This window comes from Achromobacter sp. 2789STDY5608615, from assembly GCF_001298995.1.
Taxonomy (GTDB): Bacteria; Pseudomonadota; Gammaproteobacteria; order Burkholderiales; family Burkholderiaceae_B; genus Achromobacter; species Achromobacter insuavis.
In genome coordinates this window covers 85,109-98,949 of the sequence record NZ_CYTY01000014.1, presented here as the reverse complement: position 1 = coordinate 98,949, position 13,841 = coordinate 85,109, and the positions used below count along the sequence as shown (strand labels likewise).

11 protein-coding genes and 1 pseudogene are annotated in these 13,841 nt (G+C 69.2%); 5 read left to right on the top strand and 7 right to left on the bottom strand.

All coding sequences use genetic code 11. From position 1 onward, the window contains the following. Together AOZ49_RS14425 and fabI are read left to right on the top strand one after the other, a co-directional pair. A partial coding sequence (locus AOZ49_RS14425; RefSeq protein WP_082380452.1) for an acetate/propionate family kinase occupies positions 1-1,170 on the top strand: 1,170 nt, incomplete at its 5' end. Then, the gene (fabI, locus tag AOZ49_RS14420; RefSeq protein ID WP_054476038.1) at positions 1,167-1,940 is read left to right on the top strand and encodes an enoyl-ACP reductase FabI; all 774 of its coding nucleotides are present in this window, start codon (positions 1,167-1,169) and stop codon (positions 1,938-1,940) included. The genes AOZ49_RS14425 and fabI, both read left to right, overlap by 4 nt. 79 nt (positions 1,941-2,019) lie before the next feature. On the opposite strand, the gene AOZ49_RS14415 is transcribed toward fabI, so the two are convergent. Then, positions 2,020-3,711, bottom strand: a complete 1,692-nt coding sequence (locus AOZ49_RS14415; RefSeq protein WP_082380451.1) for a SulP family inorganic anion transporter — start codon at positions 3,709-3,711, stop codon at positions 2,020-2,022. A 305-nt stretch (positions 3,712-4,016) separates the two neighbouring features. Between AOZ49_RS14415 and AOZ49_RS14410 the strand changes: the two genes are divergently transcribed. Next, complete coding sequence (locus AOZ49_RS14410; protein ID WP_054428534.1) at positions 4,017-4,997, top strand: Bug family tripartite tricarboxylate transporter substrate binding protein; 981 nt, start codon at positions 4,017-4,019, stop codon at positions 4,995-4,997. A gap of 99 nt (positions 4,998-5,096) precedes the next feature. Here the strand turns inward: AOZ49_RS14410 and AOZ49_RS14405 are convergent, their stop codons facing one another. The 3 genes from AOZ49_RS14405 to tkt form a co-directional block, all read right to left on the bottom strand. Further along, complete coding sequence (locus AOZ49_RS14405; protein ID WP_054428535.1) at positions 5,097-6,290, bottom strand: phosphoglycerate kinase; 1,194 nt, start codon at positions 6,288-6,290, stop codon at positions 5,097-5,099. A 98-nt stretch (positions 6,291-6,388) separates the two neighbouring features. Beyond that, entirely contained in the window at positions 6,389-7,399 is a 1,011-nt protein-coding gene (gene gap / locus AOZ49_RS14400) for a type I glyceraldehyde-3-phosphate dehydrogenase (RefSeq protein ID WP_006390861.1), read from the bottom strand. Between the two features lie 15 nt (positions 7,400-7,414). Then, positions 7,415-9,451, bottom strand: coding sequence for a transketolase (gene tkt / locus AOZ49_RS14395; RefSeq protein ID WP_054428536.1), 2,037 nt, complete (start codon positions 9,449-9,451; stop codon positions 7,415-7,417). Positions 9,452-9,711: 260 nt separating this feature from the next. On the opposite strand from tkt, the gene AOZ49_RS14390 reads away from it, so the two are divergent. Continuing rightward, the gene (locus AOZ49_RS14390) at positions 9,712-10,185 is read left to right on the top strand and encodes a hypothetical protein (protein WP_054428537.1); all 474 of its coding nucleotides are present in this window, start codon (positions 9,712-9,714) and stop codon (positions 10,183-10,185) included. A 104-nt stretch (positions 10,186-10,289) separates the two neighbouring features. Beyond that, positions 10,290-11,021, top strand: coding sequence for a 16S rRNA (uracil(1498)-N(3))-methyltransferase (locus tag AOZ49_RS14385; protein ID WP_054476036.1), 732 nt, complete (start codon positions 10,290-10,292; stop codon positions 11,019-11,021). Positions 11,022-11,090: 69 nt separating this feature from the next. Here AOZ49_RS14385 and AOZ49_RS14380 read toward each other — a convergent pair whose 3' ends face one another. From AOZ49_RS14380 to AOZ49_RS14370, 3 genes and pseudogenes are all read right to left on the bottom strand, one after another. Continuing rightward, the gene (locus AOZ49_RS14380) at positions 11,091-11,558 is read right to left on the bottom strand and encodes a barstar family protein (protein WP_054428539.1); all 468 of its coding nucleotides are present in this window, start codon (positions 11,556-11,558) and stop codon (positions 11,091-11,093) included. Further along, a pseudogene (locus tag AOZ49_RS14375) lies at positions 11,555-12,788 on the bottom strand (patatin-like phospholipase family protein). The gene AOZ49_RS14380 and the pseudogene AOZ49_RS14375 overlap by 4 nt, the downstream one beginning before the upstream one ends. Beyond that, positions 12,769-13,841 (bottom strand): phosphate acyltransferase (locus tag AOZ49_RS14370; protein ID WP_255353690.1); only part of this gene is annotated, 1,073 nt, incomplete at its 5' end. The gene AOZ49_RS14370 and the pseudogene AOZ49_RS14375, both read right to left, overlap by 20 nt.

The window sequence follows — 13,841 nt, the reverse complement described above, 5'->3', positions numbered from 1 at the left end:
CTCGTCATCAACGCCGGCAGTTCCAGCATCAAGTTCTACCTGTACGACATCGACGACAAGCAGGCCCTGGCGCCGCGCCTGGGCGGCCAGCTCGAAGGCATCGGCACCAGCCATCCGCGCCTGCGGGTGCGCGACGCCGCCGGCCAGACGCTGGTGGAACGCGACATCGCGCCCAGCCACGCGCCCGACGTGCCCAACGGCCAGGAAGTGGTCGGCACCTGGCTCAGCGGCCACCTGGGCGGCGCGCCGCTGGCCGTCGGCCACCGCGTGGTGCACGGCGGCCCCGACCTGTCCGAACCGGTGCTGATCGACGATGACATCCTCGCCAGGCTCGAGGCCTTCACGCCGCTGGCGCCGCTACACCAGCCCAACAACCTGGCGCCGATCCGCGTGATCCGCGAGCGGCGTCCGTGGATTCCGCAGGTGGCGTGCTTCGACACCGCCTTCCACCGCAGCCATTCGGACGTGGCCGACCGCTACGCCCTGCCCGAGTCGCTGTACCAGCAGGGCGTGCGGCGCTACGGCTTCCATGGCCTGTCCTACGAATACATCGCGCAGCGGCTGCGCCAGGCGCTGCCCGAGATCGCCATGGGCAAAATCATCGCCGCGCACCTGGGCTCGGGCGTGTCGGCCTGCGCCATGCACCAGGGCAAGAGCGTCGACAGCACCATGGGCTTCACCGCGCTAGAGGGCCTGCCCATGGGCACGCGGCCGGGCCGCCTGGATGCCGGCGTGGTGCTGTGGATGATGGAACAGGGCATGTCGCACGACGACATCGAGCACGTGCTGTACCACGACTGCGGCATGAAGGGCCTGTCGGGCATCAGCAACGACATGCGCGAACTGCTGGCCAGCGACGCGCCGTCGGCCAGGCTGGCGCTCAAGTACTTCGCCTGGCGCGTGGCCGAGGGCATGATCGGCCTGGGCTGCGCCATGAACGGCATCGACGGCATCGTCTTCACGGCCGGCGTCGGCGAGAACTCGGCCGAGATCCGCCAGGCCATCAGCGAGCACTGGGGCTGGCTCGGCATCAAGCTCGACCCCGAACGCAATGCGCATCACGGACCGCGCATTTCCAGCGACGACAGCCGCATTGGCGTGTACGTGGTGCGCACCAACGAAGAGCTGATCATCGCGCAGCACACCCTGGCCCTGGTGAAGCAACGATGAGCGCCGCCCTGCCCCTGGCCGGCAAGCGCGGCCTGGTCACCGGCATCGCCAACGCCGACTCCATCGCCTGGGGTTGCGCCAAGGCGTTCCGCGCCATGGGCGCCGAGCTGGCGGTGACCTACCTGAACGACAAGGCGCGCCCGCACGTCGAACCGCTGGCGCGCCAGGTCGACGCATCGCTGCTGATGCCGCTGGACCTGCTGCGCGACGGCGAACTGGAAGCCGTGTTCGAACGCATCACCGCCGAATGGGGCGGCCTGGACTTCGTGCTGCACTCCATCGCCTTCGCCCCGCGCGACGACCTGCACGGCCGCGTCACCGACTGCTCGCGCGCCGGTTTCCTCACGGCCATGGACGTGTCGTGCTGGTCGTTCATCCGCATGGCCAAGCTGGCCGAACCGCTGATGCCCGGCGGCGGCGCGCTGTTCTGCATGAGCTACTACGGCTCGCAGATGGTGGTCGAGCACTACAACATGATGGGTCCGGTGAAGGCCGCGCTGGAATCGGCCACCCGCTACCTGGCGGCCGAACTCGGCCCGCAGGGCATCCGCGTGCACGCCATTTCGCCCGGGCCGCTCAAGACCCGCGCGGCCTCGGGCATCGCCGAGTTCGACGCGCTGCTCGACCGCGCCCAGGCCAAGGCGCCGGCGCGCAGCCTGGTGTCGATCGACGACGTCGGCGAGGCCACCGCCTGGCTCGCCACCGACGCCGCCCGCCGCATGACCGGGCAGACGCTGTACATCGACGGCGGCTATCACATCATCGACTGAGGGCCGCCCGCGGACGGCGCGGCGAGGCCCGGTCGCGTAGACGGATCGGGTGTGGCGACAGCGTCGCCCGCCGAGAGGGTCAGGACAGCGTGGCCGGCGCCGGTCCCTGGCGCCAGCGCTCGATGGCCTCGACCGCCTGTTCGGGCGAGGGGAAGATCTTGTCGCGGCCGATGCGGTCGGCCAGGCCGGAGCGTTCCAGCGCCATGCGGAACTGGCCATGGCCGCCCGCCACCAGCAGCACCATGCCGCGATCGCGCAGCTCGCGCCGCAATTCGTACAACGCCTCGATCGCGTCGGCGTCGGCCTGCGTCATGGCCTCGGCGTCCAGCACGAACCAGGTGACGTCGCCGGCCTGCTCGATGATCTCGCGCGCGCGCCGCCGGAACGCGTCGGCGTTGAAGAACCACACCGACGATTCGAACAGCCAGATCACCGTGCCCGGCACCGGCTGCGCCTGCGGATTCAGGTGCATCTTGCCCAGCACCGACTCGCCCGGCAGGCGGCCCAGCAGCGCGTCGCGCGGATTGCCGGACACATACATGGCGTACAGCAGCGTGGCGCCGACCGACACCGCCACGCCCTGCAGCACGCCGAAGCCCACCACGCCGACCGCGGCCAGGATGCCGAAGGCCAGCTCGATGCGCGAGATCCGCGCCAGCCGCATGAAGGCCTGGCCGTCGAACAGGCTGGTGGCCGCCAGCAGCAGGATCGCGGACAGCACCGCCTGCGGCAGCCAATACAGCGGCGCGCTCAGCAGGCCCACCACCAGCGCCAGCGCCGCCGCCGCGCTGACGCCGACCAGCGGCGACGAGCCGCCCGCCGCCAGCCCCACCGCCGTGCGCGAATCGGCGCCCGTCACCACGAAGCCCTGGAACAGCCCCGCCGCCACGTTGGCCGCGCCGAAGCCGACCAGCTCGCGGTTCGGATCCACGTGCTCGCCGCTGCGCGCGGCGAAGCTGCGCGCCGTCACGATGCCGCTGGAGAAACTCACCACCAGCACGCCCGCCGCGCCCAGCAGGATGTTGTCCACGCCTTCGAGCCGCACCGGCAGGCGCAGCGCCGGCAGGCCCGCCGGCACCTCGCCCACCACCGCGATGCCGAGGTTGGGGAAGTCGAACAGCCACGACAGCAGGCAGGCGCCCACCACCAGCATGATCGGTCCCGGCCAGGTCGGCCGCCAGCGCTTGATCGCCACCAGCAGCAGGCACGACGCCAACCCCAGGCACAGCGTCGGAATGCGGATCTCCGACACGCGCCGCGACAGTTCCAGGAACGGATGCACCAGCCCGCTGTTGCGCAGTCCCACGCCGGTCAGGCCGCTCAGTTGCGACAGCGCCAGCGTCACCGCCACCCCCGCCATGTAGCCGATCAGCACCGGCCGCGACAGCAGGTTGGCCAGCACGCCCAGCCGCAGCACCCGCGCGATCAGGCAGCCCACGCCGACCGTCAGCGCGATCCCGGTGGCGGCCACCAAGCGGTCTTCCGGGGTGGTCAGCGCCATGCCCGTCAGCGTCGCCGCGATCAGCGTGCAGGTGGCGGTGTCGGGCCCCACGATCAAGGTGCGCGAGGACCCGAACAGCGCGTAGCCCAGCATGCCGGCGATCGCCGCCCACAGCCCGGCCACCGGCGGCACGCCCATCATCGCGGCATAGGCCAGCCCCACCGGCAACGCCACCGCGGCCACGCTCAACCCCGCGGCGATATCGCGGCCGGCGGACTCCCGGGTGATGCCCCGGAAATTGCTCAGGCCAGGAAGAAATCGTAGATTCATGGAGCGGTGAAACGGAGGAAACGGAGAGAGGAAACCGCGGGGCGCGGAGGAGCGCCAAGCCTACACCAGTCTACGTCCCCAAAACCGATGGCAAATCAAACCGTCTCGCCGCCGGGTGGCGCCCGCGCGGAACAGATCATTCCAAAAAGGAATGAAATTCCTTAAATATTTATCCCTTTTTATCAAGTGGCGGATTGCGTAGAGTCCTGGACACAACAAACGCGGCCCCAAGCCGCCCCGGCGCCGCCCACGCGGCCCTCGGACAACAGCGCGGCCGCTCGCCGGACCGCGCATCAGGAGACTCCATGCCCCACGCATTCCTGCGCCGCGCCGCGAGCGCGCTCGCCCTGGCCGCGCTCGCCGTCGCTCCCGCCCTGTCGCAGGCCCAGGCCTACCCCGAGCGGCCCATCAAGCTGGTCGTGCCCTGGCCCCCCGGCGGCGCCACCGACGCCCTGGGCCGCATGCTGGCGCAGCGCCTGACCGAACGCCTGGGCCAGACCGTCATCGTCGACAACAAGGCCGGCGCCGGCGGCAACATCGGCACCGCCGCCTTTGTGCGCGAAAAACCCGACGGCTACACCCTGCTGGTCGCCACCAGCTCGACCAACGCCGCCAACCCGCACCTGTACGCGCGTCTGGGCTTCGACCCGGTCAAGGACTTCACGCCCGTCGCCTTCGTCGCCGAGATCCCCAACATCCTCGAAGTGCCCAAGCAATCGCCCTACCAGTCGGTGCGGCAGCTGGTCGACGCCGCCAAGGCCGCGCCCGGCAAGCTCAACTACGGCTCGGGCGGCGTGGGATCGTCGCAGCACCTGGCCGGCGCCATGTTCAAGGCCCGCACCGGCGTCGACATCCTGCACATCCCCTACAAGGGCAGCGGCCCCGCGGTCTCCGACCTGCTCGCGGGCCAGGTCGACATGATGATCGACACCGGCTCGCTCGCCCAGGTCCAGGCCGGCGCGCTGCGCGCCCTGGCCGTCGCCTCGCGCCAGCGCCTGCCCGCCCTGCCCGACGTGCCCACCTTCGCCGAAGCCGGCGTCAACGACATGCATGCCTCCGCCTGGTACGGCATCGTCGCGCCGGCCGGCACGCCCGACGCCATCGTCGAGCGCCTGAACCGCGACATCAACGCCATCACCGCCGACCCCGCCATGCGCCAGCGCATGGAATCGATGGGCGCCATCGTCCCCGCGGGCCAGACGCCCGCCGCCTTCGGCGACTTCATGCGCGCCGAGATCGACCGCTACGCCGGCATCGTGAAGCTGTCGGGCGCGAAGATGGAATAGCCTTTTCGCGAGGCGGCGGCGATCTCCGCCCGCACCGCTCACGCCCATGAAAAAAGCCGCTCCGAAAGGAGCGGCTTTGCATTGCGCCAGGCCAGCGACTTACTTGGCCCGCTCTTGCAGCACGGCCACCGCCGGCAGGGTCTTGCCTTCCAGGAATTCCAGGAACGCGCCGCCGCCGGTCGAGATGTAGCCGACCTGCTCGCCGATGCCGTACTTGGCGATCGCGGCCAGCGTGTCGCCGCCGCCCGCGATCGAGAAGCCCTCGGAATCCGCGATCGCCTGCGCCACCACCTTGGTGCCGTTGGCGAACTGGTCGAATTCGAACACGCCCACGGGGCCGTTCCAGACGATGGTGCCGGCCTGCTTCAGGATCGCGGCCAGCTGCTGCGCCGTCTGCGGACCGATGTCCAGGATCATGTCGTCGGCGGCGACCTCATCGGCCGCCTTCACGGTGGCCTCGGCGTCCGCGCCGAACGCCTTGGCGCACACCACGTCCACCGGGATCGGCACATCCGCGCCGCGCTGCTTCATCAGCTCGATCACGGCGCGCGCCTGGTCCACCTGGTCCGGCTCGGCCAGCGACTTGCCGATCGGCAGCCCGGCGGCCAGCATGAAGGTGTTGGCGATGCCGCCGCCCACCACCAGCTGGTCGACCTTGTCGGCCAGCGATTGCAGGATCGACAGCTTGGTCGACACCTTGGAGCCGCCGACGATCGCGACCAGCGGACGCTTCGGCTCGTGCAGCGCGCGGCCCAGCGCGTCCAGCTCGGCTTCCAGCAGCGGGCCGGCGCAGGCCACCGGCGCGAAGCGCGCGATGCCGTGCGTGGTGGCCTCGGCGCGGTGCGCCGTGCCGAAGGCGTCGTTGACGTAGACGTCGCACAGCGCGGCCATCTTGCGCGACAGCGCCTCGTCGTCCTTCTTCTCGCCGACGTTGACGCGGCAGTTTTCCAGCAGCACCACCAGGCCCGGCTCGACCTTGACGCCGTCGACCCAGTTCTGCACCAGCGGCACCGGCATGCCCAGCAGCTCGGACAGGCGCTGGCCGACCTTGGCCAGCGAATCGGCCTCGGTCAGCACGCCCTCTTTCGGGCGGCCCAGGTGCGAGGTGACCATCACCGCGGCGCCGGCGTCCAGCGCCAGGCGGATGCCGGGCACCGAGGCGCGGATGCGGGTGTCTTCGGAAATGCGGCCGGCGTCATCGAACGGCACGTTCAGATCGGCGCGGATGAACACGCGCTTGCCGGACAGGGCGCCGGCCTTGGCCAGCGCGGACAGGGTATTGACCTTGGACATAATGCTTTGCTTTCCCTAGAGTTGGCGAACGAAGGGGACGAACCCGCTTTCCGCCGTGGCGGAAAACCTGTTCGTCCCCTTCGGTTCGACAGCGATGCTTACTTGGCCGACATCAGCGCGACGGTGGTGTCGAGCATGCGGTTCGAGAAGCCCCACTCGTTGTCGTACCAGGACGAAACCTTGACCAGGCGGCCCGAGACCTTGGTCAGCGACGCGTCAACGGTGCTGGAGGCCGGGTTGTGGTTGTAGTCCACCGAGACCAGGGGTTCGGTGTTGTAGTCCAGGATGCCCTTGAGCTCGCCTTCCGAGGCGGCCTTCAGGATGCTGTTCACTTCCTCGACGGTCGTGTCGCGCTTGGCCACGAAGGACAGGTCGACGATCGACACGTTGATGGTCGGGACGCGGATGGCGTAGCCGTCCAGCTTGCCGTTCAGCTCCGGCAGCACCAGGCCGACCGCGGCGGCGGCGCCGGTCTTGGTCGGGATCATGCTCATGGTGGCCGAACGGGCGCGGCGCAGGTCTTCGTGGTAGACGTCGGTCAGGACCTGGTCGTTGGTGTAGGCGTGGACGGTCGTCATCAGGCCGTTTTCCAGGCCCAGCTTGTCGTTCAGCGGCTTGACCAGCGGGGCCAGGCAGTTGGTGGTGCACGACGCGTTCGAGATGACGGTGTCGGTCGACTTCAGCACGCCGTGGTTGACGCCGTAGACGACGGTGGCGTCAACGTCCTTGCCGCCGGGGGCCGAGATGATGACCTTCTTGGCGCCGCCCTTGATGTGCGCGCCGGCCTTTTCCTTGGTCGTGAAGAAGCCCGTGCATTCCAGCACCACGTCGACCTTCAGCTCGCCCCACGGCAGTTCGGCCGGGTTGCGGTTGGCCAGCACGCGGATCTTGTCGCCGTTGACGACCATGAACTCGCCGTCGACTTCGACGGTGCCCGGGAACTTGCCGTGGGCGGTGTCGTAGCGGGTCAGGTGGGCGTTGGTCTTGGGATCGCCCAGGTCGTTGATGGCGACGATTTCGATATCGTGCTTCTTGCCACCTTCATAGTGGGCACGCAGGATGTTGCGGCCGATGCGACCGTAACCGTTGATGGCGACGCGAATGGTCATGACTAGGCTCCTTTTTTACAGAACTTGCTTGACGGTCTCGGCCACCTTGTCGGCGGTCAGCCCGAAGAACTTGAACAGCGCCCCCGCCGGGGCCGATTCGCCGTAGCGGTCGATGCCGACCACGGCGCCTTCCAGGCCCACGTACTTGTGCCAGAAGGCGGTCACGCCGGCCTCGACGGCCACGCGCGGCAGGCCCTTGGGCAGCACCGATTGCTTCCAGGCGGCGTCCTGCTTGTCGAACACGTCGGTGCTCGGCATGGACACCACGCGCACCGCGATGCCGTCCTTGGCCAGCTGGGCTTGCGCGTCCAGGGCGATGGCGACTTCGGAACCGGTGGCGATGATCACGGCGCGGGCGCCGTCGGCGTCGCGCAGCACGTAGCCGCCGCGGGCGATGGCGTCCACGGTGGCGGCGTCGCGTTGCACGAACGGCAGGTTCTGGCGCGACAGCAGCAGGGCCGTCGGGCCGCCGTCATGCACGTCCATGCCGATGCTGGCCGGACGCGTCACGGCGACGTTCCAGGCCACGGCGGTTTCGGCCGTGTCGCAGGGACGCCAGAGCGACAGGTTGGGGATCAGGCGCAGGCTGGAGGCGTGCTCGATCGACTGGTGGGTCGGGCCGTCTTCGCCCAGGCCGATGGAGTCGTGCGTGAACACATGCACCACGCGCTGCTTCATCAGCGCGGCCATGCGGATGGCGTTGCGCGAGTAGTCCGAGAACGTCAGGAAGGTGCCGCCGAACGGCAGGTAGCCGCCGTGCAGCGCCACGCCGTTCATGATGGCGGCCATGCCGAATTCGCGCACGCCGTAGTTGATGTGGCGGCCGAACTGGATGCCCTTGTCGCCGGCGCGGACGGCGGCGACGCCCTTCCAGTCGGTGAAGTTGGAGCCGGTCAGGTCGGCCGAGCCGCCCAGCATTTCCGGCAGCGCGGCGGCCAGCGCCGTGATCGCGAACTGCGAGGCCTTGCGGGTGGCGACGGTCTCGGCCTTTTCCAGCGTGGCGTTCAGGAACGCCTGGAACTGGTCGGCGTAGCCGGCGGGCAGCTCGCCCTTCATGCGGCGGGTGAACTCGGCGGCCTCGGCCGGGAATTCGGCGGCGTAGGCGTTGAACGCCGACTGCCATTCGGCCTGCGCGGCGGCGCCGGTCTTGCGGCCGTCCCAGCCGTCGTAGATGTCCTGCGGGATCTGGAACGGCTCGGCCGACCAGCCCAGCGCGGCGCGGGTGGCGGCGATCTCGTCCTTGCCCAGCGGGGCGCCGTGCACGTTGTGGGTGCCGGCCATGTTGGGCGAACCCTTGCCGATGACGGTGCGGCAGACGATCAGCGTGGGCTTTTCCGATTGCGCGCGGGCGGCCTTGATGGCGGCGTCCACGGCGGCGGCGTCGTGGCCGTCGATGCCGCGGATGACGTTCCAGCCGTAGCCCTCGAAGCGCTTGGCGGTGTCGTCGGCGAACCAGTGCTCGACATGGCCGTCGATCGAGATGCCGTTGTCGTCATACAGCACCACCAGCTTGGACAGCTTGAGCGTGCCGGCCAGCGAACACACTTCGTGCGAGATGCCTTCCATCAGGCAGCCGTCGCCGGTGAAGGCGTAGGTGTGGTGGTCGACGATGGTGTGGCCGGGCTTGTTGAACTCGGCGGCCAGCAGCGCTTCGGCCAGCGCCATGCCGACGGCATTGCCCAGGCCCTGGCCCAGCGGGCCGGTGGTGGTTTCCACGCCCGGGGTGATGCCCACTTCGGGGTGGCCCGGCGTCTTGGAATGCAGCTGGCGGAAATTCTTCAGTTCTTCGATCGGCAGGTCGTAGCCGGTCAGGTGCAGCAGCGCGTAGATCAGCATCGAGCCGTGGCCGTTGGACAGCACGAAGCGGTCGCGGTTGGCCCAGGCGGGATCCTTCGGGTTGTGGCGCAGGTTGCCGATCCAGAGGGCCTGGGCGATTTCCGCCATGCCCATGGGAGCGCCCGGGTGCCCGGAGTTCGCTTGTTGCACGGCATCCATCGCGAGGGCGCGGATGGCATCCGCCAAGGCAAGTTTAGGGGCGGTCGGATTGCTCATTCGGAAGGCTCTTTGAAGCTGGCGCGCCCACGCAGGAAATGGGGGCCAGTTGAGTAGGTTGCGAAGCAGACGATTTTAACACCTGGGGATGACCCGTCCGGCCACGGGCGGCGGGGTCCGCCAAATGGACGGTGGCCCGCGGCGAAATCGCGGCAAACCCCAGGGGGAGACAGCGATGTCATGGCGTAGTTGCCACAATTGCGGCGGGGCGGTCCGAGATTCATGATGGCCTGGCACAGCCCCTTGTCGGAATCCGTATCATGATTGCCATGTTGAGCTTCACTATTCCCGCCGCCGGCATCCTGGCCCTGCGCAACGCGCTCGGCGAGGAACGCGCCATCGCGGTGGCGCAGGCGCTGGAACAAGCCCGCCTGCAGGGCGAGGCCGATCTGCTCAAGCGCTCGCAGGACGAGGCCCGCGCCGAACTCCACGCCTATGCCCTGTCACGCGTCGACTACGCCCGCGAAAGGGCTGAACTCGAACGCGACATCGCCAGGCGCGCCGCCCAGGACCAATTCGACAGACTCGTCGAAGTCGTCGCGCAACTGCCCACCCGCGAGGAACTCAAGCGCTTCGCCACCCACGAAGACCTGGCCGAGGTGCGCCACGACCTCCTGCGCCTGGACAAGAAAATGACGGTCGGCTTCCTGACCCTGCTGACGCTGCAACTGGCGTCCAGCGCCCCCACCCTGATCGACTGGGGCATCAAGGTGGTAGGCTACGCGCTCAGGTAACCCGGCGACGAGCCAGGCCCTGAACCGCCGGGGCGCCGCCCGGGCCGCGCCCCGGGTCTCCGCCCGGCCCCAATGTCCGCCTTCCGTCCGCCACCGCACTACCCATGTCCGCTCCCCGCTTTTTCTGCGACGCCCCCCTGTCCGCCGGCGCCCGTATCGCCCTGCCGGAGGCCCTGGCGCACCACGCCATCCGGGTGCTGCGGCTGCGCGCCGGCGAAACCGTGGCGCTGTTCAACGGCCAGGGCGGCGAGTATCCGGCGGTGCTGGAAATCGAGGGCAAGGCCGGTTTCGCCCAGTTGGGCGCGTTCGATCCGCGCGAAGCCGAGCTGGCCGGCCGCATCACGCTGGTGCAGGGCCTGCCCGCCGGCGACAAGATGGACTGGGTGGTGGAAAAGGCGGTGGAGCTGGGCGCCGCCCGGGTCTGCCCCATCGCCGCGCAGCGCAGCGTGCTGCAATTGTCCGGCCCGCGGCTGGAAAAACGGGTGGCGCACTGGCAGCGCATCGCCCAGTCGGCCGCCGAACAATGCGGCCGCAACCGGCTGATGGCGGTCGACGCCCCCGTGACGCTGGCCGACTGGCTGACGCAACCCGCCGAGGGCCTGCGCCTGCTGTGCCACCCGGAGGCCGACGCCGACCTGGCCGGCCGGCTCGGCGCCACGCCGGGCCTGCAATCGCTGACGCTGCTGGTGGGCCCCGAGGGGGGCTGGTCGGACAAGGAATTGGCCCAGGCGCGCGAGGCGGGCGTCCAGGCCGTCAGATTCGGCCCGCGCGTGCTGCGCACGGAAACAGCGGGATTGGCCTTGATTTCAGCGGCCGGCGCCTTGCTCGGCTGGTGATCGGCGCCCCCGCGACATGACAGGCAGGTGACCGGCGGGCCGGCGGCGCGAGCGCCCTGCCCGGGGTCGTCAGTCGTGTTCGCCGTAAGGCGCGGCGGCCACGCCGGGTTCGGGATCCGGGTGCCTGCCCGCGTGTTCCACCACATACGCAAACGTGCGGCCATTCTCGTGGGCGAATTCGGCGGCGTCGGCGCACACCGACTCGATGCGGGCGGCGTCTTCTTCCAGCGCCGGATCCCCCGAATGCAGCTTGTACAGCCACAGCACCACGCCGGTCTTGTGATCCAGCACGGTATCGCACAGACAGTCGTACAGCGCGTCGAGATTGCCGCCGAAATACTCGGGGAAATCCACCGCCTTGACGATGGCGCGCAGCACCGCGGAGCGGCTGCGGGCCGGGTCGCAATTGGCCACAAACAGTGCCAGGCCGAGCTCGTGCGCGGCGTCGACCACGGCCTTTTTGTCCAGCCCGTCATGGGCCAGCGCTCCACCTCGCTTCAACTGCTTCTGCAGGGTAGATTGGGCATTGCGCGTCATGCCTGTGCCTCCTTGAAAAAGGCGATCACTTCATCGTTACGCTGCATCGTATCGGCATAACCCAGTTCGATCAATCGCTTGGTGTAGCTGGACTCGAACAACAGGTAGGACATCAGCGCGCCGCCCCCGGGGCGGCTTGGATCGGACGATACACCGAGTACGCGGAAAAGGGCACGGGCCTGGGCCGGCATGTCGCCCAGGTGTTCCAGCGCCAGGGAGTCCAGGGAGCGGCTGGGGGGTGATCGTCAGCACCTGGATGCGGCGCACCGTGACCTCGTCGCCCTCCCGCGGCGCGGCGTGGTCGACCAGGTAGTTCATTCGCTCCAGGCGCTCGACGTCCATCGACAGGCCGTCCAGGAAGATGCTGGACAGGGCATGGCCGCCCACCTGGGCCAGCGAGGGATACGGCGGCGCCGCCTCGCGGTGCTCGGGGTGGGTGTCGTCGCGGAACCCGGTGCCGATCACCAGCACCCGGTGCGCGCCCAGGTGGATGGCCGGGCTGATTGGCGCCAGCTGCCGCATCGAACCGTCGCCGCACCACTCGCCCTTGCCGTGCACCGTGATCTGGCGGGCGGGAAAGACAAAAGGAATGGCGGACGAGGCCATCAGGTGGTCGACCGTGATCGGCGTGGGAATGGCCAGCCGCAGGTAGCGGTGCCAGGGCTCGATCGGCGCGTGCGCCTGGTAGAACGTCAGGTGCTCGCCGCTGGTGTAGCCCGAGGCCGTGATCGCCAGCGCCGACAGCGCGCCGCTCTCCAGATTCGATTGCAGGTGGCCGAACTCCAGCACCCGGCCCAGCAGTTCCTGCATCGGGCTGTTGTCCAGCAGTGACTGGGGCCGCTTGCGCGTCAGGCCGGAATACATCCACCCCAGCGACAGCAGGCCCAGCCAGCGCACGCCGGTGCGGATCAGGCCGGGCGCGTCGGCCCGGTAGATCATGTCGGTATTGAGCGACGACCACAGGCGGCGGATGCGCCGCACCCCCAGGTGCGGCCGCTCGGCCCGGCAGGCCAGCGCCGCGGCGTTGATGGCGCCGGCGGACGTGCCGCAGATGATGTCGAAGGGATTCTTGAAACGCGAATGCCAGTCGGGGTCCAGCAGCTCCATGATGGCGCTGAGCACGCCGACCTGGTAGGCGGCGCGGGCGCCGCCCCCGGTCAGGACCAGGCCGGTCGGCGTGCGCCGGCACACCGGACCGCCATTGGTGACTTCAACGTGGCGTATTGGCATCGACCACAGTCATCGCGGTCATGTTGACGATGCGGCGCACGGTCGAGCTGGAGGTCAGGATGTGCACCGGCGCGTTGGCGCCCAGCAGGAACGGGCCGACCGCGACGTTGCCGCCGGCCGCCGTCTTGAGCAGGTTGTAGGCGATGTTGCCGGCGTCCACGTTCGGGCACACCAGCAGGTTGGCCTGGCCCTTGAGCGTCGAGGACGGCAGGATGCGCAGGCGCAGGGCTTCGTCCAGCGCGCAATCGCCGTGCATCTCGCCATCGATCTCCAGCTCCGGCTCGGCGGCGCGCACCAGTTCCAGCGCGCGGCGCATCTTGGCGCCCGAGGCCGAGCTGCCCGAGCCGAAGTTCGAGCGCGACAGCAGCGCCACCTTCGGCGCCAGGAACATGCGCTGCATTTCCTTGGCCGCGGCGATGGTGAACTCGGCGATCTGCTCGGCCGTCGGCTCATCGTTGACGTGCGTATCCACCAGCACCACCGTGCGCTCGTTGAGCAGCAGGATGTTCATGGCGGCGTAGACGTTGGCGCCGGGGCGGCGGCCGATCACTTCGTCGATGAAGCGCAGGTGGTCGTGGTAGGCGCCGACCGAGCCGCAGACCATGCCGTCGGCGTCGCCCAGGTGCACCATCATCGCGCCGATCAAGGTCATGCGGCGGCGCATTTCGACGCGCGCCATTTCCTTGGTGATGCCGCGGCGGCACATGCGTTCCCAGTAGGTGGTCCAGTACTGATGGAAGCGCTCGTCGTATTCCGGGTTGGTGACCTCGACGTCTTCACCCAGACGCAGGCGCAGGCCCAGCTTCTCGATGCGGGTCAGCAGCACCGACGGACGACCCACCAGGATGGGACGGGCCAGGCCTTCGTCCACCACCACCTGCACCGCGCGCAGCACGCGCTCGTCCTCGCCCTCGGCGAACACGATGCGGGCCGGGCCGCCTTCGCGCACGATGCGCTTGGCGGCCGAGAACAGCGGCTTCATGAAGGTGCCGGAGTGGTACACGAACTGCTGCAACTGCTCTTCGTAGGCTTCCAGGTCGGCCAGCGGGCGCG

Coding starts and splice junctions, on each gene's coding strand:
- AOZ49_RS14390 (WP_054428537.1), top strand. CDS start 9,712: ATGATTGCCATGTTGAGCTTCACTATTCCCGCCGCCGGCATCCTGGCC.
- AOZ49_RS14405 (WP_054428535.1), bottom strand. CDS start 6,290: ATGTCCAAGGTCAATACCCTGTCCGCGCTGGCCAAGGCCGGCGCCCTG.
- AOZ49_RS14385 (WP_054476036.1), top strand. CDS start 10,290: ATGTCCGCTCCCCGCTTTTTCTGCGACGCCCCCCTGTCCGCCGGCGCC.
- AOZ49_RS14415 (WP_082380451.1), bottom strand. CDS start 3,711: ATGAATCTACGATTTCTTCCTGGCCTGAGCAATTTCCGGGGCATCACC.
- fabI (WP_054476038.1), top strand. CDS start 1,167: ATGAGCGCCGCCCTGCCCCTGGCCGGCAAGCGCGGCCTGGTCACCGGC.
- gap (WP_006390861.1), bottom strand. CDS start 7,399: ATGACCATTCGCGTCGCCATCAACGGTTACGGTCGCATCGGCCGCAAC.
- tkt (WP_054428536.1), bottom strand. CDS start 9,451: ATGAGCAATCCGACCGCCCCTAAACTTGCCTTGGCGGATGCCATCCGC.
- AOZ49_RS14380 (WP_054428539.1), bottom strand. CDS start 11,558: ATGACGCGCAATGCCCAATCTACCCTGCAGAAGCAGTTGAAGCGAGGT.
- AOZ49_RS14410 (WP_054428534.1), top strand. CDS start 4,017: ATGCCCCACGCATTCCTGCGCCGCGCCGCGAGCGCGCTCGCCCTGGCC.